At 64.2% G+C, this 18303-nt stretch carries 18 protein-coding genes; 15 read left to right on the plus strand and 3 right to left on the minus strand.

All coding sequences use genetic code 11. The features are described 5' to 3' along the window. Together C1D09_RS03015 and C1D09_RS03020 are read right to left on the minus strand one after the other, a co-directional pair. On the minus strand, positions 1 to 355 hold a 355-nt coding region (locus C1D09_RS03015; RefSeq protein WP_143972922.1), incomplete at its 3' end, for a phytoene desaturase family protein. Between the two features lie 57 nt (positions 356 to 412). After that, entirely contained in the window at positions 413 to 1204 is a 792-nt protein-coding gene (locus tag C1D09_RS03020; protein ID WP_010913233.1) for a cyclase family protein, read from the minus strand. A gap of 119 nt (positions 1205 to 1323) precedes the next feature. On the opposite strand from C1D09_RS03020, the gene C1D09_RS03025 reads away from it, so the two are divergent. The 13 genes from C1D09_RS03025 (at position 1324) to C1D09_RS03085 (ending at position 14940) form a co-directional block, all read left to right on the plus strand. Continuing rightward, positions 1324 to 2898, plus strand: a complete 1575-nt coding sequence (locus tag C1D09_RS03025; protein ID WP_143972923.1) for a phytoene desaturase family protein — start codon at positions 1324 to 1326, stop codon at positions 2896 to 2898. Between the two features lie 109 nt (positions 2899 to 3007). After that, positions 3008 to 4537 (plus strand): ABC transporter substrate-binding protein, encoded by a 1530-nt coding sequence (locus C1D09_RS03030; protein WP_143972924.1) that lies wholly within the window; start codon positions 3008 to 3010, stop codon positions 4535 to 4537. Between the two features lie 91 nt (positions 4538 to 4628). After that, positions 4629 to 5636 carry an ABC transporter permease gene (locus tag C1D09_RS03035; protein ID WP_143972925.1) on the plus strand — a complete coding sequence of 336 codons (1008 nt, stop codon included), beginning with the start codon at positions 4629 to 4631 and terminating at the stop codon, positions 5634 to 5636. Continuing rightward, positions 5629 to 6471 (plus strand): ABC transporter permease, encoded by an 843-nt coding sequence (locus tag C1D09_RS03040; RefSeq protein ID WP_143972926.1) that lies wholly within the window; start codon positions 5629 to 5631, stop codon positions 6469 to 6471. Before C1D09_RS03035 ends, C1D09_RS03040 begins: the two co-directional genes overlap by 8 nt. Next, positions 6468 to 7346, plus strand: a complete 879-nt coding sequence (locus C1D09_RS03045; protein ID WP_143972927.1) for an ABC transporter ATP-binding protein — start codon at positions 6468 to 6470, stop codon at positions 7344 to 7346. Before C1D09_RS03040 ends, C1D09_RS03045 begins: the two co-directional genes overlap by 4 nt. Beyond that, the gene (locus C1D09_RS03050; RefSeq protein WP_143972928.1) at positions 7339 to 8175 is read left to right on the plus strand and encodes an ATP-binding cassette domain-containing protein; all 837 of its coding nucleotides are present in this window, start codon (positions 7339 to 7341) and stop codon (positions 8173 to 8175) included. Before C1D09_RS03045 ends, C1D09_RS03050 begins: the two co-directional genes overlap by 8 nt. Positions 8176 to 8252: 77 nt before the next feature. Next, positions 8253 to 8852 (plus strand): VOC family protein, encoded by a 600-nt coding sequence (locus C1D09_RS03055; protein ID WP_143972929.1) that lies wholly within the window; start codon positions 8253 to 8255, stop codon positions 8850 to 8852. A gap of 142 nt (positions 8853 to 8994) precedes the next feature. Then, positions 8995 to 11289 (plus strand): bifunctional salicylyl-CoA 5-hydroxylase/oxidoreductase, encoded by a 2295-nt coding sequence (locus tag C1D09_RS03060; RefSeq protein WP_143972930.1) that lies wholly within the window; start codon positions 8995 to 8997, stop codon positions 11287 to 11289. Then, positions 11286 to 12059 carry an SDR family NAD(P)-dependent oxidoreductase gene (locus tag C1D09_RS03065; protein ID WP_143972931.1) on the plus strand — a complete coding sequence of 258 codons (774 nt, stop codon included), beginning with the start codon at positions 11286 to 11288 and terminating at the stop codon, positions 12057 to 12059. Before C1D09_RS03060 ends, C1D09_RS03065 begins: the two co-directional genes overlap by 4 nt. Further along, complete coding sequence (locus C1D09_RS03070) at positions 12053 to 12523, plus strand: MarR family winged helix-turn-helix transcriptional regulator (protein WP_143972932.1); 471 nt, start codon at positions 12053 to 12055, stop codon at positions 12521 to 12523. Before C1D09_RS03065 ends, C1D09_RS03070 begins: the two co-directional genes overlap by 7 nt. After that, complete coding sequence (locus tag C1D09_RS03075; protein ID WP_143972933.1) at positions 12520 to 13332, plus strand: enoyl-CoA hydratase family protein; 813 nt, start codon at positions 12520 to 12522, stop codon at positions 13330 to 13332. Before C1D09_RS03070 ends, C1D09_RS03075 begins: the two co-directional genes overlap by 4 nt. Then, positions 13332 to 14480 carry an acyl-CoA dehydrogenase family protein gene (locus C1D09_RS03080; RefSeq protein ID WP_143972934.1) on the plus strand — a complete coding sequence of 383 codons (1149 nt, stop codon included), beginning with the start codon at positions 13332 to 13334 and terminating at the stop codon, positions 14478 to 14480. Before C1D09_RS03075 ends, C1D09_RS03080 begins: the two co-directional genes overlap by 1 nt. 64 nt (positions 14481 to 14544) lie before the next feature. Next, positions 14545 to 14940, plus strand: coding sequence for a RidA family protein (locus C1D09_RS03085; RefSeq protein ID WP_143972935.1), 396 nt, complete (start codon positions 14545 to 14547; stop codon positions 14938 to 14940). A gap of 169 nt (positions 14941 to 15109) precedes the next feature. Here the strand turns inward: C1D09_RS03085 and C1D09_RS03090 are convergent, their stop codons facing one another. Next, entirely contained in the window at positions 15110 to 16201 is a 1092-nt protein-coding gene (locus C1D09_RS03090; RefSeq protein WP_143972936.1) for an LLM class flavin-dependent oxidoreductase, read from the minus strand. Between the two features lie 125 nt (positions 16202 to 16326). On the opposite strand from C1D09_RS03090, the gene C1D09_RS03095 reads away from it, so the two are divergent. Beyond that, complete coding sequence (locus C1D09_RS03095; protein WP_143972937.1) at positions 16327 to 17088, plus strand: HpcH/HpaI aldolase family protein; 762 nt, start codon at positions 16327 to 16329, stop codon at positions 17086 to 17088. A gap of 399 nt (positions 17089 to 17487) precedes the next feature. Further along, positions 17488 to 18285 carry an ABC transporter substrate-binding protein gene (locus C1D09_RS03100; RefSeq protein ID WP_019862988.1) on the plus strand — a complete coding sequence of 266 codons (798 nt, stop codon included), beginning with the start codon at positions 17488 to 17490 and terminating at the stop codon, positions 18283 to 18285. Positions 18286 to 18303 lie beyond the last annotated feature (18 nt).

Raw genomic sequence — 18303 nt, forward strand, 5'->3', positions numbered from 1 at the left:
CCATGATCGCATTGAGGGCGGCGACGTTGGCGGCGCGGTCGGTCTTGAGGACGGCATGGCTGCCGTCCGGCCGCAACACGCCGGTGGGCGTGCCGGTGTGGCAGAACTCCAGTCCGTGCCGGGCGAGGTCGCCGCCCAATGCCGCAAACGCCGGCGAGGTGATGAACAGCACGAAGGTCGTCGCCATCACATCGTGGATGAAGCCGGGCGCGGTGATCTCCTCGGTGCGCATGCAGCCGCCGATGCGGTCGTTGCGTTCGAGGACGAGCACCTTGGCGCCCTTCCCGCCAAGCATTGCCGCGCAGACCAGCGCGTTGATGCCGCTGCCGACGATGATGTGATCGGGCGCTTTCATTGACAGTTGCTCTCGACCGTCGGGCACATGATCTTCTCCCGAAGACCCCACCGCGCTCTATTTTCCCGACACCAGCGCCAGTGCACGAATCGGGCTGCCGGTGCCGTGCTCGATCTTGAGCGGCGCCGCGATCAGGATGGCGCCCTTCGGTGGCAGCTGGTCGAGATTGCACAGGCTGGCGAGGCCGTAGCGGTTGGCCTTGTGCATCAGCGTGTGCGCCGGGAATGGCGGCTCCATGCCGCCCGCCTTGCCGGCATCGGTGCCGATCGTCTCGGAACCCCAGCCCTTGATGTCCTTGGCTATCAGATACTGGATGGCTTCGGCCGTCGGGCCGGGCGTATGCGGGCCGGTCTCGTTTGCGTTGAGGAACTCGGCTTCCGAACCGTTGCGCTTGTACCAGTCGGTTCGCATCACCACCCACTCGCCGGCGTTGATGGCGCCGTGCTTGGCTTCCCACGCCTTGATGTGGTCGACGGTGAGCAGGAAATCGTGGTCGGCGGCGGCTTCCTTGGAGCAGTCGATGACATTGACCGGGCCGACGAAATTCTGCGCAGGAATGGTGTCGGTGGCGCCGTCCGGATAGTCCTTGCCGGTGATCCAGTGCTGCGGCGCATCGAAATGCGTGCCCGAATGCTCGCCGAGCTTCAGCCAGTTCCACGCCCACCACGGACCGTTCTTGTCATAGCGGGAGATCGAATGGATCTCGACCTTCGGCGTGTCGACGGCAAGCTCCGGCGGCAGCTTGATCAGCGGCGTGTCAGGCCCGAGTTGCGCCGAGAGGTCAACCACCTTGATGGCGCCTGACAGCAACTGGCCGGCGACCTCGCCGAGGAGTTTTTGGGTGTCCATGGTCTTCCGTTCCCTCTTTCTGGTGATGATCAAGGCTCGTCTCGGCCCTTAATATCCTACTAGACGAAAACATATGCATCTGCAATTATCTTTAAGCATAAAGGAAATGGGAACGGGGCGTGAGCGAGTTCGACGCCATCTTTGTCGGGGCGGGCCACAACGGTCTGGCATGCGCCGCGCATCTGGCGCTCAAAGGCTGGAAAACCGGAGTTTTCGAGCGCAGCGCAACAATCGGCGGCGCCGTCCAAACCCACGAATTCACCCTTCCCGGCTTCCGCCATGATTTCGGCGCGATGAACCTGAGCCTGTTTGCCGGCTCTGCCTTCCACCAGAAATATGCAAATGAATTGAAAGCGCAGGGGCTGGAGTTCGCGCCCGTCGCCGACTGTTTCGCCAGCGCCTTTCCGGACGGACGCTGGTTCGGCGTCAGCAACGATCTGGAAAAGACAGCGACGCGCATGTCCGCCTTCTCCACGGCCGACGCCGCGACATGGCGTAGGCTGGTTGCCGCCTTCCCGGCCGAGGCCGAACATCTGTTCCGGCTGCTGGGTTCGCCGATGAGCGCCCGCGCGCTGGCCGGCACGGCGTGGAACCTGTGGCGCAAGAAGGGCATATCCGGCGCGCTCGACACGGGAAAGCTGTTGCTGTCCTCACCCCGCGCCTGGCTGGAGGAGACTTTCGAGTCGCCTCATGTGCGGGCGACGCTCGCCACCTGGGGCATGCATCTCGACTTCGCACCCGATGTCGCCGGCGGTGCGGTGTTCCCCTATCTGGGATCGATGGCCAACCAGAGTTTCGGCATGGTGCTGGGCAAGGGCGGCGCCGACACCATGATCCGGGCGCTGGCCGGCATGGCGACGTCCGCCGGCGGCAAGATCGTCACCGGCGCCGAAGTGGCCGAGATCACCGTTTCCGCCGGCAAGGCGACCGGGGTGCGGCTTGTTTCCGGTGAGACCCATACAGCCACCAAGGCGGTCATCGCCGGCGTCGCGCCAAAGGCGCTGGCCGGCAAGCTGCTGCCCGGGGGTTCCGGCAATGCCGGCTTCGACACGGCGATGAAGAAGTTTCGGTACGCGCCCGGGACGATGATGATCCACCTGGCGCTGAACGACCTGCCGGACTGGCGCGCCGGGTCTGAGTTACGGCATTTCGCCTACGTGCATCTGTCGCCCTCGCTCGACGCCATGTCGCGCACCTATCAGCAGGCAATGGCCGGCATGCTCCCGGACGAACCGGTGCTGGTCGTCGGTCAGCCGACCGCGATCGACCCCTCACGCGCGCCGCAGGGCAAGCATGTGCTGTGGGTGCAGGTGCGCATGCTGCCTGCCGAGATCACAGGCGATGCTGCCGGCAAGATCGCGCCCGCGCACTGGGATCAGGTCAGGGAAGCGTACGCCGAGCGCGTGCTCGACATCATAGATACCTATGCGCCCGGCCTGCGCGCCAAAATCCTCGGCCGGTCCGTGTTCTCGCCCCTCGACCTCGAGCGCGAGAACCCGAACTTGGTCGGTGGCGACCAGGTCTGCGGCAGCCACCATCTGGCCCAGAACTTCTTGTTCCGCCCGGCGCGTGGCTATTGCGGCTGGAACACGCCGGTCGCCAATCTGCATCTGACGGGAGCCGCGACATGGCCGGGTGCCGGCACCGGTGCGGCCTCCGGTTTCATGCTCGCGCAACAGCTTGGCGGGAGGTAGGCTCGACGATTTATCGAGGTGACGAGAGGCAAGGCGCTGCTGCCCACGAAGCCTGAACCAACGAACGGATGGTGCCGCGCAACGACAATAACCAACAAGGGGAACGACCATGAAAATCAACAGACGCGAATTGCTGGGATACAGTGCCGCGGCACTCGGCGTGGCCGCGGTCGGCCTGCCGAAAATAGCTAGGGCGGCGGCTGGCGAACTGACCATCGCATACAATGTCAATCTGCCGTCCTGGGACCCGACAACCGGACCCTCGGCTGTCAATCCGACGATCCAGGGCCTCTACCAATCCGTGTTCGACCAGATCATCCCGCAAAAGCCCGACCTGTCCTTCGCGCCCGGCCTGCTCACCGAATGGGGATGGAACGACGACCGCACCAAGGTGATGATGACGGTGCGCGAGGGCGTGAAATGGCATGACGGCTCACCGTTCACGCCCGAGGACGTTGTCTGGTCGCTGCAGCGCGCGGGCGACGAAAAGACCGGTAACCCGATCCAATTTGTCTGGAAGAACGTCAACAACTTCAAGATCGACGGCAACAAGATATCGGGCGACGTGGTGCAGTTCGACCCGGTCTATTTCAAATGGATGTCATTCCTGACCGGCTACATCCTGCCGAAGGCCTATTACGAGAAGGTCGGCGCTGAAGGGTTCGAGAAGGCGCCGATCGGCACCGGCCCGTACATGGTGGAAAAGTTCGAGCGCAACGCCTTCCTGCGGCTGAAGGCCAATCCGAACTATTGGGGCGGCAAGCCGGCTTTCGAGAATGTGACGATCAAGTTCGTCACCGACGCGGCGAGCCGCGTGGCCGAGATCGAATCCGGCTCCTCGCAGGTGACGCTCGAAATCCCCTACGAGGAATATGACCGCCTGATCGCCAAGGACGGGCTGGCCGGCTCGATCAAGAATGTCTCGGACATCGGCATGATCTTCTTCAACAACAAGGACGCCATGCTCGACAAGAATGTCCGCCAGGCAGCCGTCATGGCGGTGGACAAGGAGCTTCTGGTCAAGCGGCTGCTGCGCGGCTACGGCCAGCCGATCGACACACTGGAGACACCGGAATACGCGGCCTACGATCCGTCGATCAAGGTCGAGCATAATCCGGAAAAGGCCAAGGAATTGCTTGCCGCCTCCGGCTATTCGGCCAAGAAGCCGGCAAAATTCACCATACAGACGACCAAGGGCTTCAAGCCCAAGGACTATGAAATGGTGCAGGCGATCGTCGGCATGTGGCGCAAGGTGGGCATCGAGGCCGAGATCGAGGTCTACGAGATCGCCAAGCACTATGAACTGCGCGCCGCGCACAAGCTGGCGCCGGCGGCCTTCTACAACTGGGGCAATTCCATCGGCGACCCGACCACCTCGACCGGTTTCGCCATGTTCGGGCCCTCGCCGCACTCGTCCTGGAAGACCGACGACCTCGACGCCAAGATCGGCCCGCTCTGGGGCGAGAAAGACGAGGCCAAACGCATCGCCGGCTGGAAAGCGGTCGACAAGTACATTGCCGAAGAGGCCTATGTGCTGCCGCTCATCCAGTACGCACAGCCGATCGTGCACTCGAAGAAGGTCAATGTCGTGCAGCACATTTCCGGCGCGCTGCTGCCGGCCCTGATGACCCCGGCCTGATATCGGCCTGGAATTGCCGCGCGCCGTCCATAGCGACGGCGCGCATTTTTCCATCAGGCACACGGGCCAGTGGGCTCCTGCAAAGATTTACATGCTCCTGCAACGATTCCTGATCCGCCTTCTGACGATGCTGATCACGCTGTTCGGCGTGGCCATCGTTGTTTTCGTCGTGATCCGCGTCGCGCCCGGCGATCCGATCGCGATGATGCTGCCGCCCGGCGCGACGGATGACGACATCGCCCGGCTGCGGGCACTCTACGGGCTCGACAAGACCATCGTGCAGCAATTCTTCATCTGGCTGTCCGGCGTTGTCCGGGGCGATTTCGGCACCTCGATTTCGCTGCGGCAGGACGTGCTCGGCCTCGTCTTCAACCGGCTGCCGGCGACGCTGGAACTGGCCATCGTCGCGCTGATCATGGCAGTGGTGCTCGGCGGCACGACGGCCGTTCTCGGCGCGCGCGAACGCGGCACGGCGGTCGAGGCCGGCATCGACATCGCCAGCGGGGCGGCACTTTCCATTCCCGATTTCCTGTGGGGCCTGGTGCTGACCCTGTTGTTCGGCGTGCTGGTGCCGATCTTCGACATTTCCGGCCGGGTGTCACCGCAGCTCGACCTGCCCTTCGTCACCCAGTTCTACTTCTTCGAAAGCCTGCTGCGGCTGCGCTTCGACCTGACCTGGGACCTGTTGAAGCACATGCTGATGCCGGCAGTGGCGCTGGCGCTGCCGCTGGCGGCGATCATTTCGCAACTGCTGAAACAGTCGCTGAAGGAAGTGCTCGACCTCGACTATATCGTGCTGGCGCGGGTCAAGGGTTTTTCCGAGACGCAGGTCATCCTGCGCGAGGCGCTGAAGAACGCGGCTTTGCCGACGTTGACGCTGGTTGGCGTGCAGTTCACCTTCCTCATCGGCGGCACCGTCATCGTCGAGCGGCTGTTTTCCTATGAAGGCCTCGGCAACATGGCGATCGATGCGGTCATCAACCGCGACCTGCCGCTGATCCAGGGCATCGTGCTGGTCTTCGCGCTGCTCTTCGTGCTGATCAATCTCGTGGTCGACACGATGTACGCGCTGCTCAATCCGAGGCTGCGCCATGGATAAGTCCTCAAGACGCGGACGGAGCCCCAGGCTGTGGCTCGCCGGGGGCTGGCTGCTGCTGGCGCTGCTGGCGGCGATCTTCGCGCCACTGGTCGCACCGCAGGATCCGCTGGCGCAGGATCTGATGCTGGAGCGGCTACCGCCCTTCTGGCTTGATGGCGCCGAGCCCGGCTATTGGCTCGGCACCGACAGCCTCGGCCGCGATTTGTTGTCCCGGCTGATCTTCGGCGGCCGTATCGCCTTCATCGTCGCTTTCGCGGCGGCCATCGCCGCCTGCCTCGTCGGCTCGACGCTCGGGCTGTTCGCCGGCTATTTCGGCGGCTGGGTGGACCGCATCATTTCGCGCATCGTCGATATCTGGATGGCGTTTCCGCCGGTGCTGTTCGCCATCCTGCTGGTGGCCGTGCTGGGCACCGGCCTCGGCTCCGTCATCCTAGCGATCGCGATCATCGACTGGACGCGCTTCTGCCGGGTGATCCGCGCCGAGGCGATGGGCCAGTCGCGCATGGATTATGTCGAGAATGCCCGCATCGCCGGCTATGGCCGCATCGGCATCATGCTGCGCGAAGTGCTGCCCAATGTGGTGCCGTCGATCGTGGCGCTGCTGTCCTTGGAGATGGGCATCGCCGTCATCGTCGAGGCGATCCTGTCCTTCGTCAATCTGTCGATCTCGACCGACGATCCGACCTGGGGCGGCATCATTGCCGAGGGCCGGCTGTCCATCCACCAGGCCTGGTGGGTGCTGGTGTTTCCGCTGATCACGCTGATCCTAACCGTGCTGTCGTTCAGCCAGTTCGGTGAAGCTCTGAAGGCACGTTTCGACCCGGTGCTGCGATGAGCGCCTGTCTTGACATCGCCAATCTCAGCGCCGTGCTGCCGAACGGCCAGCGCGTGCTGCGCTCGGTGTCGCTTTCCGTGCAGCCCGGCGAGGTGCGCGCGCTGGTCGGCGAGAGCGGCGCCGGCAAGACGATGATCGGCAAGGCGGTGCTTGGTGTGTTGCCGTCGAGCGTGCGCATCGTCGAAGGCGACATGCTGCTCGAGGGCGAAGACCTCGGCAGGCTTCAGCCCAAGGCAAGGCGTACGCTGATCGGCGCCCGCACCGCACTGATCCCGCAGGATCCGCTGACCGCGCTCAATCCGTCACGCCGCATCGGCCCGCAGATGACCGACCGGCTGGTGCGCATTCTCGGCTGGAGCGGTGAGAAAGCCGACACGCGCATCCGGCAATTGCTGGATGAGGTGCAGATCCGCGACCCCGAGCGCGTGCTGAAGAGCTATCCGCACGAGCTCTCCGGCGGCATGCGACAGCGCGTGCTGATCGCCGCCGCCTTTGCCGCAAAGCCACGGCTGATCGTCGCCGACGAGCCGACGACAGCACTCGACGTCACCGTGCAGAAGCAGATCCTGAGGCTGATCGCCGCGTTGCAGCGCGAGCACGGCACCGCGATCCTCTTCGTCACCCACGATCTCGGCGTCGTCGCCAAGATCAGCCAGAAGGTCTCGGTGCTCTATTCCGGCAAGGTGGTGGAAGAGGCCGAAACGGCGGCGCTGTTCGCAGCGCCGCAACACCCCTATACGCGGGCGCTGATGGCCGCCACGCCGCGCTACACCGATCCCTTCGCCTCGCTAAAGCCGGTGGACGAGGCGGTGCTGGCCGGACTGGCCACGGAGATCGCCGCGGCCGACCATGCCTGGGGGCGACCGCATGGCTGAGCCGCTGTTTTCCGTGCGCGGGCTGAAGGTCGCGCTGCCCGACATGACGCGAAAGCCGCTGATCGGCCGCGCGCCGCTGGCTGAGATCTTGAAGGGCCTGGACTTCGATCTCCCCCGGGGATCGGTGACCGGCATCGTCGGCGAATCCGGATCGGGCAAGTCGACGCTCGGCCGTGCCCTGGTGCGGCTCCTGGAGCCTAGCGCCGGCAGCGTCAGCTTCGGCGGCCGCGACATCACCCATCTGCCGGAAGCGGAGTTGCGGCCGTTGCGCCGCGACCTGCAGATGATCTTCCAGGATCCGATGTCGTCGCTCAACCCACGCCGCACCATCGCCAGCATCATCGCCGCGCCGCTCAAGCAGAACGGGCTTGGCGACAATCTGAAGGCGCGCGTCGCCGAGGCGCTGCAGCGGGTCGGCCTGCCGCAGAGCTTTGCCAGCCGCTACCGCCACGAACTGTCAGGCGGCCAGCGCCAGCGTGTCGGCATTGCCCGCGCGCTCGCGCTGTCGCCGAAATTCGTGCTGGCCGACGAGATCGTCTCCGGCCTCGACGTCTCGACCCAGGCGCAGATCTTGACCCTGCTGGAGAAGCTGGCAGCGGAGATGGGCCTGACCGTCGCCTTCATCAGCCACGACCTGTCGGTCATCCGGCGGCTGTGCAAGCAAGTCATCGTCATGCGCGAAGGCGTGATCGTCGAAGCCAACGCCACCGACGCCTTGTTCGACAATCCCGGGCAGTCCTACACGCGCGACCTCATCGCCGCCATTCCGCTGCCCGAAATCGACGCAGGCTGGCTGGACATTCCTGCCGCCGCCAAGGCCCCGCCATGAACGCATACGCATGCCGGAAAGCGGGGTTCGGACATGCGACTGCAAAGACCCAGGTCCCGCCAATGGAGAGGACTGACATGAAGACGATACTTCGAAATGCAACGCTTGCCGCCGCCGTCCTTGGCGGCGCTGGCATGGCCTCGGCGGATTCGATCCCCGGCATGCGCGGCCACGATCATACCGGAATCACCGTCCCCGACATGCAGCAGGCGGTCGACTTTTTCACCGAGGTGGTCGGCTGCAAGAAGGCAATGTCGTTCGGCCCGTTCGCCGACGACAAGGGCACCTTCATGCACGACCTTCTGGGCGTCGATCCCAAGGCCGTCATCGAGCAGATCACCATGGTGCGTTGCGGTTATGGCTCGAACATCGAGCTGTTCAAATACACCGCACCCGACCAGAAGGATCTGACGCCGAAGAACAGCGACATTGGCGGCTTCCACATCGCCCTCTATGTCGACGACGTCGCCGCCGCCAAAGCCTATCTCGACGGCAAGGGCGTCAAGACCCGGATGGGGCCTCTGCCGGTCAAGGAGGGGCCCGCCGCCGGCCAGACGATTCTTTATTTCCAGGCGCCCTGGGGATTGCAGTTGGAAGCGATCAGCTACCCCGACGGCATGGCCTATGAGAAGGGTGCCGAGACGGTGCTGTGGAGCCCGAAGACCCCGGAAAAGTGACCCTTTGGCGCGCTTGCGGGACGAGACGCAAGCGCGCTTTACCGGCCCCGGTACAACGATTTCGACATAAAACTTTAAGCTTGAAATATCTTACCGCCGGCGCGATACTCACCAGGCAGCAGGCGAAGAGGAGATCGCACGGATGAAGGTTGCGGTTCTCGGCGGCGGTCCAGCCGGCCTCTACTTTGCCATATCGATGAAGCTCAGGGACGCCGCGCACGATGTGACGGTGTTCGAGCGCAACCGCGCCGACGACACGTTCGGCTGGGGCGTCGTGCTGTCGGCGGAAACGCTTGAGAACCTCGCTGAGAATGATCCGGTCAGCGCCGTCTGGATCAAGAAGCATTTTGCTTATTGGGACGACATCGCCGTCATCCACGACGGCGTGCGCACGGTCTCGTCGGGCCATGGTTTCTGCGGCATCGGCCGCAAGCGACTGCTGATCCTTTTGCAGCGCCGTGCCCGCGAGCTCGGCGTCAAGCTGATGTTCGAGACCGATATTGCCGATCCCCGCCCCTATATGGAGACGCATGATCTGGTGGTCGCCGCCGACGGGCTGAATTCCAAGGCGCGCAACACCTTTGTCGACATCTTCAAGCCGGACATCGACACCCGCAAATGCAAGTTCGTCTGGCTCGGCACCAACCAGAAATTCGACGACGCCTTCACCTTCATCTTCGAGAAGACCGAGCATGGCTGGGTGTGGGCGCACGCCTACCAGTTCGACAGCGAGACCGCGACCTTCATCGTCGAATGCAGCGAGCAGACCTGGGCTGCCTTCGGCTTCGGTGCGATGACACAGCAGGAATCGATCGCCGAGTGCGAGCGCATCTTCGCCAAGCATCTCGGCGGCCACGCGCTGATGACCAATGCCAACCACATCAGGGGTTCGGCCTGGATCAATTTCCCGCGTGTGCTGTGCGAACGCTGGTCGTACAAGAACCTTGCACTGATGGGCGACGCGGCGGCCTCGGCGCATTTCTCGATCGGTTCCGGCACCAAGCTGGCGCTGGAAAGTGCAGTGGCGCTGGCCGAGTATGTGGAAACCGAGCCGGACCTCGACGCCGCCTTCCGCAAATATGAGGACGCACGGCGCACCGAGGTGCTGAAGCTGCAATCGGCGGCGCGCAATTCGCTCGAATGGTTCGAGGAGGTCGAGCGCTATCTCGGCCTCGATCCGGTGCAGTTCAACTATTCGCTGCTGACGCGGTCGCAGCGCATCAGCCACGAGAATTTGCGGCTGCGCGATGCCGAATGGCTGGGCGGCGCGGAAGAATGGTTCCAGCGCCAGGCTGGTGCCGGCGGCAATAGGCTGCGCCGGGCGCCGATGTTCGCGCCGTTCAAGCTGCGCGACATGAAGCTCAACAACCGCGTCGTCGTTTCGCCGATGGCGCAATACAAGGCCATCGACGGCTGCCCGACCGACTGGCATTTCACCCACTATGCCGAGCGCGCCAAGGGCGGCGCCGGCCTCGTCTATATCGAGATGACCTGTGTCAGCCCGGAAGGCCGTATCACGCCCGGTTGTCCCGGCTTCTACGCGCCCGAACACGAGGTGGCGTGGAAGCGTCTGGTCGATTTCGTCCATTCCGAGACAGAGGCCAAGATCTGCGCCCAGATCGGCCATTCCGGCGCCAAGGGTTCGACCCGCCTCGGCTGGGAGGGCACCGACGCGCCGTTGGCGTCGGGCAACTGGCCAGTCATGGCGGCATCGGCGATCGCATGGTCGCCTGAGAACCAGGTGCCGAAGGCGATGGACCGCGCCGACATGGATCTGGTGCGCGAGCAGTTCGTGGCCTCGGCCGAGATGGCTGACCGTTGCGGCTTCGACATGCTTGAGATCCATGCCGCGCATGGTTATCTCCTGTCGTCCTTCATCACGCCTGTCACCAACCGGCGCACGGATGACTATGGCGGTTCACTGGAAAACCGCATGCGCTATCCCCTCGAAATCTTCCGGGCGGTGCGTGCCGCCTGGCCGACGGAGAAGCCGATCTCGATGCGCATCTCGGCCAATGACTGGGTCGGCATCGAAGGCGTCACACCCGCCGACGCGGTCGAGATCGCCCGGCTGCTGCATGAAGCCGGCGTCGACATATGCGACGTCTCGGCCGGGCAGACATCGGCACTGGCCAAGCCGGTCTACGGACGCATGTTCCAGACGCCGTTTTCAGACCGCATCCGTAACGAAGTCGGCATGGCGACGATGGCGGTCGGCAACATCTATGAGCCGGACCATGTCAATTCGATCCTGATGGCCGGCCGCGCCGATCTGGTGGCGCTGGCGCGGCCGCATCTTGCCGACCCCTATTGGACGCTGCACGCGGCGGTGACGCTCGGCGACCGGGGCGTGAAATGGCCGGATCCCTATCTGCCAGGACGCGACCAGATCTACCGGCTGGCCGAGCGCGATGCGACCGCGGGGCTGAAAGTATGACGGCGGCGCCAGCGATCTTCGGCAAGCATGCGCTGGTCACCGGCGGCGGCTCCGGTGTCGGCCGGGCCATCGCGCTGGCGTTGGCTGGTGCCGGCATCGACGTGACCATCTGCGGCCGGCGCGAAGCAGAGCTTGTCAAAGTGGCCAGCGAAAGCAAAGGCATTTTCGGCATCGCCGCCGATGTGACCAATGAGGCATCCATAGCCTCGCTCTACCAGGCGGCGGAAGCGGAGCGCGGGGCGTTCGATATCGTCATCGCCAATGCCGGCATGGCCGGCAGCACGCCGGCGCACAAAACCACGCTCGCCGACTGGCAAAAGACGCTCGACGTCAATTTGACCGGCGCCTTCCTGACGGTGAAGCCGGCGTTGGCCGGCATGGCCGCGAGCAAAGCGGGACGGATCGTGTTCATCGCCTCCACGGCTGGATTGAAAGGCTATGCCTATGTCGCGCCCTACGTAGCGGCCAAGCATGGTGTCATCGGGTTGATGCGGGCGCTGGCGGCGGAAACGGCGAAAGCCGGCGTCACCGTCAACGCGGTGTGCCCGGGTTTCGTCGCGACCGACATGCTGGAGGAGTCCATACAGCGCATCATCGAAAAGACCGGCCGCTCGGCCGACGAGGCGCGGGCGCGCCTTGCCTCGACCAACCCCCAAGGCCGCTTCATCCAGCCGCAGGAAGTCGCCGCCGCCGTGCTGTGGCTGTGCGGCGATGCGGCGGCATCGATCACCGGACAGGCAATTTCCATCTCAGGAGGCGAAACATGGTAGCCGGCCCCCTGCCCGCACCGTCGGGACCCGGTAAGGACCGACTGCGTCTGTGGATCAGGCTGCTGCGCGCCACGCGCACGATCGAGGCCGAACTGCGCGAGCGCCTGAAGAAGGAATTCGATACGACCCTGCCGCGCTTCGACGTGCTGGCGGCGCTTTACCGCGTGCCGGAAGGCATGCTGATGAGCGACCTGTCGCGCTTCCTGCTGGTCTCCAACGGCAATGTCACCGGCATTGTCGACCGGCTGGTTTCCGAAGGGCTGGTCGCTCGCGCCCGCCGCAACGGCGACCGCCGCACCTCCATGGTGCGGCTGACCGAGGAAGGCACCAAATCCTTTGCCACCATTGCCGCCGCCCATGAGGGCTGGATCGGCGAATTGCTGGGCAAGGTCAGCGAGGAGGATGCGCGCCGGCTGACCGGCATGCTGACCTCGTTCCGCAGCAACTGGGAGGGACGCGAATGACGGGGATGGCCGGGCTGAAGCCGAAACATTTCCTGTGGGAGGTCGATGGCAGGATCGCCAAGGTCCGGCTCGACCGGCCGGAGCGCAAGAACCCGCTGACCTTCGACAGCTATGCCGAGTTGCGCGACACCTTCCGCGACCTCGTCTATGCCGACGATGTCGACGCCGTGGTGTTCCTCTCCAATGGCGGCAATTTCTGCTCCGGCGGCGATGTCCACGACATTATCGGCCCGCTGGTCAAGATGGACATGAAGCAGCTCCTCGCCTTCACCCGCATGACCGGTGATTTCGTCAAGGCGATGCTGAACTGCGGCAAGCCGATCATCGCCGCCGTTGACGGCGTAGCGGTCGGCGCCGGTGCCATCATCGCCATGAGCTCCGACATCCGCATCGCCACGCCGGAGGCCAAGACCGCCTTCCTGTTCACCCGCGTCGGCCTTGCCGGCTGCGACATGGGCGCCTGCGCGATCCTGCCGCGCGTCATCGGCCAGGGCCGCGCCGCTGAACTGCTCTATACCGGCCGCACCATGACGGCAGCGGAAGGCGAGCGGTGGGGGTTTTACAACAGGCTGGTCGATGGCACCTCCCTCGAGGCGGATGCACTCGACATGGCGGCGCGCATCGTCTCCGGCCCGACCTTCGCCCACGGCATCACCAAGACGCAGCTCAACCAGGAATGGTCGATGGGTCTCGACCAGGCAATCGAGGCGGAAGCGCAGGCACAGGCGATCTGCATGCAGACGCGCGATTTCGAGCGCGCCTACAAGGCATTCGTGGCCAAGGAAAAGCCGGCGTTCGAGGGGAATTGATGGCTGACAAGAGTTTCCTCAACTGGCCTTTCTTCGAAGACCGCCMCCGCGAACTGGCCGAAAGCCTGGAAGCGTGGTGCCAGAAAAACCTCCCCGTCGATCATCACGACGTCGATGCCGCCTGCCGCGAGCTGGTGGCGAAGCTTGGCCGCGACGGTTGGCTGAAGCCGACCGCTGTCGACACGGACAATCCCGGCCCGCTCGACGTGCGGACATTATGCATCACGCGCGAGACGCTCGCCCGCCATGACGGGCTTGCCGATTTCGCTTTTGCCATGCAGGGGCTGGGCACCGGCGCGCTCAGCCTGTTCGGCACGGCGGACCAGCAGCAATGGCTGGCGAAGACACGGGCCGGCAAGGCGATCTCGGCCTTCGCCCTGTCGGAGAAGCGCTCGGGCTCGGATGTCGCCAACACCGAAATGACGGCGACCCGCGACCGCGACGGTTATGTGCTCACGGGCGAAAAGACCTGGATTTCCAATGGCGGCATCGCCGATCTCTATATCGCCTTTGCCCGCACCGACGAGGCGCCGGGCGCCAAGGGGCTTTCAGCCTTTATCGTGCCTGGCGACACGGCAGGCCTCGGCATAGCGGAGCGTCTCGAAGTGATCGCACCGCATCCGCTGGCCCGGCTTTCCTTCGATCGGGTCCGCCTGCCGGCCTCGGCGCTGATCGGCAAGCCCGGTGACGGCTTTCGCATCGCCATGTCGGTGCTCGACGTATTCCGCTCGACCGTCGGCGCGGCGGCCCTCGGCTTTGCCCGCCGGGCGCTCGAAGAGAGCATCAGCAGAGTGGCCGAGCGCAAACTGTTCGGCGCACCGATGGCCGAATTGCAGATGGTGCAGGGCCACATCGCCGACATGGCGCTCGACATCGATGCGGCGGCGCTTCTGGTCTACCGCGCCGCCTGGACCAAGGACATGGGCGCCGCTCGGGTAACGCGCGAAGCGGCGATGGCAAAACTGTTCGCCACCGACAAGGCGCAAGAGGTGATCGACAAGGCAGTGCAGCTGCATGGCGGCGACGGCGTCCGCAAAGGCCATATCGTCGAAAGCCTGTATCGCGAGATCCGCGCGCTTCGCATCTATGAAGGTGCCTCCGACGTGCAGAAAGTGGTCATCGCGCGACAGGTGATGGGCGCGGCCTGAGGCCGGGAAATTGACGGGCATTCGATTTTGAGACTTGGTTTTCAGGAATACCGGGAGGCTTCAAATGCATGAGATTCTGCAGCCGGAAGGCTGGGCCAAACCGGTCGGCTACGCCAATGGCGTCGCGGCGCGTGGGCGGCTCATCTTTGTCGGCGGACAGGTCGGCTGGAACGGTCAGTGCAAGTTCGAAACCGACGACTTTGTCGGCCAGGTGCGGCAGACTCTGCAAAACATCGTCGCGGTGCTGGCCGAGGCTGGTGCTGAGCCGCGGCACATCACCTCGATGACCTGGTATTTCACCGACAAGGCCGAGTACCTCGCCAATCTCCGGGGGCTCGGCGAAGCCTATCGCGAGGTGATCGGCCGGCATTTCCCGGCGATGGCCGCCATGCAGGTGATGGCGCTTGTCGAGGACCGCGCCAAGGTGGAGATCCAGGCCACCGCTGTGATACCGGAATAGCGTGTTCGTCGAGAATAAATGCCCATCACTTCGTCATCACCCTAAGCGCTAGGCTCAGAGACGCCACCGTTCCTCAGAGTTGATGACGAAGTTGAGAAGCCTCGGCCAGTTCCGAACGGGTCACCGAGGATCGACCGCAACTGACGATGCAATCCTCTGAGTACTGCCACTACCCGCGAAGTCCAGCCTTCCTCAAAATCGGCAGCACGTGGTCGCAGAAATAGGGCAACTCCTGCGTATAGTTGACGAAGGAGAGCGCGATGCCCTGATAGCCGTGCCCGGCAATTGCGGCCATGTCGGCGGCAATCGTTTCCGGCGTTCCTATCAGGGGATAGGTGCCGGCGCCGCCGGCGAAGCGTTGGCGGTATCGGTCGTAGGCGTGCGGGTCGTGCGACTGCGAGAATTCCTTCTTGCCGGCCATGTGGGCGTCGACCGCATCGTGGCCCGCCATCGTCACCGCATAGCGCGCGTAATAGGCCTGCGCCTCCTCCATGGTCGGGCGGCAGACGACATGCGCCACCGTGTAGACGCCGACGTCGCGGCCGATCTTGTCGGCGCGCTCGCCGATATCGGCGACATGCTTGCCGGCATCGCTCATCTCGGAAAAGGTCGTGAACAGATAATCGCACCGGGCGGCGGCGAAGTCGCGGCCCGGCCCGCCGAAAGCCGCATTCATCGTCACCGGGCGCGGACGCTGCAGGCTGGCCGGCCGGCTCACCGCCTCCTTCAGGCGATAATAGGTGCCTTCATAGTCGAGCGGCTCGGCCGACGCGTAAAGCTTCTCAAGAATTTCGATCCACTCAGCCGCCTGGTCGTAGCCCTTCTCGACCAGCGGCGTGCCGAACATGCCGAATTCCTTCGGGTTCCAGCCGCAGACGATGTTGAGGCCGGCGCGGCCCCGGCTGATGTGGTCGACCGTCGCCAGCGCCTTGGCGGCATAGAGCGGATGCATCAACGGCACGTGCACCGTCATGAACAGGCCGATCTGGTCGGTGGCCACCGCCAGGGCAGCCGCCCAGGTGAAGGTTTCGAACGACCATTCGCGCACCTTGTTGCGGCCGCCAAAGCCGCGCCAGCGGGCGATCGGCAGCATGAATTCCAGCCCGGCGCGGTCGGCAATCTGCGCCGCTGTCAGATTGTCCTGCCAGCTTGCCGTCCAGCGTTCCGGCACATCGGTGATGGCAAGCCCGCCATCGGCATTGGTCGAGAAGACGCCGAGCTTCAGTTTGTTCGAGCCGTGCAGGGGATGCGCTTTGATCATCTCGAGAACTCGCGGGCGGGAGGCCACACGCTAGGCCGGCGGCAAAATATTTCAAGCCTGAAATAGCTTCGCCTCGCCGCCGTTTGCGGATATGAATTCGTGCCAGACGGAAAAAGGGGATCGGCATGAGCGAATTCCGCCAGAAATGCACAGGCAAAGCAAACCTCGTCGGTTCGTTTGCCGCCATTCCCCATCCCGTCGCGGTCGAAGTGATGGCGCTGTCGGGTCTCGATTTCCTCTGCATCGACTGGGAGCATGCCCAGATCCCGCGCGACATGGTTGAGACCATGGTGCGCGCGGCCGATGTCCATCGCGTGCCGGCGATTGTGCGGGTTCCCGGCCATGCACAGGAAGCCATTCAGGCGGCGCTGGACAGCGGCGCGCAAGGCGTGCTGGTGCCGCGCGTCTCGACCGCTGCCCAGGCAGAAGCAGCAGTGAAAGCCTCGCGTTATCAACCGCTTGGCGAGCGTGGCGTCGGGCCTGGCCGGGCCGCCGGCTATGGCTATCGCATTCCCGAATATCTTGCAGGTGCCAACGACAGAACCGTTGTCGCGGTCCAGGTCGAGACAGCGGAGGGGCTCGCCAACGTCGAAGCGATCGCGGCCGTCGACGGTGTCGACGTCATCTTCGTCGGCCCCGGCGATCTCTCCGTGTCGATCGATGCGATCGGATCGCAAGGCGCCGACAAGCTCAATGCGGCGATCCGGACAATCATCGGCGCGACAGTCGTACATGGAAAGACATCCGGCATATTTTGCGCCAGCCCGCAGGCCGTCAGCCGGTGGGCAGCCATCGGCGCGAGTTTCTTCGTGCTGGCCAGCGACACGATGTTTCTGGGCGCCGGCGCCGCGGCCAACGCCGCCGCGGCGCGCGACGAATTGGCATAGACAGGCGCGGCCAGACAAAAAGGGGCGTATCGCCGGAGCAACACGCGCGCCAAGCTTTTTAAGCTTAAAACTTTCGCCTTGAAATACGTCCCACTTTGGATAAGCATTCAAGATCGATGACGACGGCCGTGCCGTAGGGGTTGCCTGCCAGTCCATCGTGGTGCTTCGGGGGATCCAGTCCTTGTCGTTCATGCTGCCCCAGTCATCATCCAGCGCGCGCTGTGCTTCCGACCGCGGGCGCCGCCAGATCCGTGATCCGCAAACAGAGCCCATCGCCGACCGCGCGCATGGTCGCTGCCACGAATTGACGCCCCGCTGGGAGGCGGGACGGCAAGAAACCGTGCGGGGCTAGCCCCGCCCGATCAACAACCAGAGGGAATACCCCAGAGGGAACACCAAATGAACCTGACACGTCGCAATCTCATCCTGCTCGCCGCCGCAATCGGCATCGCCGCCGGACCGGCAACCGCCTACGCCGCCGATGTGCTCAATGTCGGCGCCTACCCGACCAATCCGCCCTTCGAGTACAAGAACGAGAGCGGCACTTTCGAGGGTTTTGAAGTCGACATCGTCAACGAAGCGGCCAAGCGCATCGGCATGACCACCGATATCGCCGATCTCGGCTTCCAGGCGCTGTTCGCGGCCACCACGTCGAAGCGCATCGACGTTGCCATCTCGTCGATCACCATCACGGCCGAGCGGCTGAAGTCGCAGTCCTTCACCCAGCCCTACTATGATTCCGACATGGGCATTGCCACCAAGACCGACAGCGCTGTCAACACCGAAGCCGACCTCAAGGGCAAGATCGTCGGCGTGCTGTCCGGCTCGACCGGCGAGACCTGGGTAAAGGCGCATCAGGAAGCCGACGGCTTCAGCGACGTGAAGGGCTATGACACGCAGCAGAACCTGCTGCTCGACCTCAGCGCCGGCCGCGTCGACGCCGCCGTCAGCGACATTCCGGGCATGGAATACTCCTTCACCAAGATGAAGGATCTGAAGGTCAAGCAACGCATCAAGACCGGCGAACAGTACGGGCTGATGATGACCAAGGACCACCCGCTGCTCGGCAAGCTCAACGACGCGCTGACCGCGATGAAGAAGGACGGCACGCTGGCGGCGATCCACAAGAAGTGGTTCGGCAGCGACGCACCGGCCGATTCCTCGACCGTCAAGGAAATGCCGCTGCCGAAGGCCTGAGCGGAGATGCAGTGAAAT

Origin of the sequence: Mesorhizobium intechi, assembly GCF_002879535.1 — a bacterium.
GTDB lineage: Bacteria > Pseudomonadota > Alphaproteobacteria > Rhizobiales > Rhizobiaceae > Mesorhizobium > Mesorhizobium intechi.

Coding starts and splice junctions, on each gene's coding strand:
- C1D09_RS03055 (WP_143972929.1), top strand. CDS start 8,253: ATGAAGACGATACTTCGAAATGCAACGCTTGCCGCCGCCGTCCTTGGC.
- C1D09_RS03065 (WP_143972931.1), top strand. CDS start 11,286: ATGACGGCGGCGCCAGCGATCTTCGGCAAGCATGCGCTGGTCACCGGC.
- C1D09_RS03060 (WP_143972930.1), top strand. CDS start 8,995: ATGAAGGTTGCGGTTCTCGGCGGCGGTCCAGCCGGCCTCTACTTTGCC.
- C1D09_RS03100 (WP_019862988.1), top strand. CDS start 17,488: ATGAACCTGACACGTCGCAATCTCATCCTGCTCGCCGCCGCAATCGGC.
- C1D09_RS03075 (WP_143972933.1), top strand. CDS start 12,520: ATGACGGGGATGGCCGGGCTGAAGCCGAAACATTTCCTGTGGGAGGTC.
- C1D09_RS03020 (WP_010913233.1), bottom strand. CDS start 1,204: ATGGACACCCAAAAACTCCTCGGCGAGGTCGCCGGCCAGTTGCTGTCA.
- C1D09_RS03045 (WP_143972927.1), top strand. CDS start 6,468: ATGAGCGCCTGTCTTGACATCGCCAATCTCAGCGCCGTGCTGCCGAAC.
- C1D09_RS03035 (WP_143972925.1), top strand. CDS start 4,629: ATGCTCCTGCAACGATTCCTGATCCGCCTTCTGACGATGCTGATCACG.
- C1D09_RS03085 (WP_143972935.1), top strand. CDS start 14,545: ATGCATGAGATTCTGCAGCCGGAAGGCTGGGCCAAACCGGTCGGCTAC.
- C1D09_RS03040 (WP_143972926.1), top strand. CDS start 5,629: ATGGATAAGTCCTCAAGACGCGGACGGAGCCCCAGGCTGTGGCTCGCC.
- C1D09_RS03095 (WP_143972937.1), top strand. CDS start 16,327: ATGAGCGAATTCCGCCAGAAATGCACAGGCAAAGCAAACCTCGTCGGT.
- C1D09_RS03070 (WP_143972932.1), top strand. CDS start 12,053: ATGGTAGCCGGCCCCCTGCCCGCACCGTCGGGACCCGGTAAGGACCGA.
- C1D09_RS03050 (WP_143972928.1), top strand. CDS start 7,339: ATGGCTGAGCCGCTGTTTTCCGTGCGCGGGCTGAAGGTCGCGCTGCCC.
- C1D09_RS03030 (WP_143972924.1), top strand. CDS start 3,008: ATGAAAATCAACAGACGCGAATTGCTGGGATACAGTGCCGCGGCACTC.
- C1D09_RS03090 (WP_143972936.1), bottom strand. CDS start 16,201: ATGATCAAAGCGCATCCCCTGCACGGCTCGAACAAACTGAAGCTCGGC.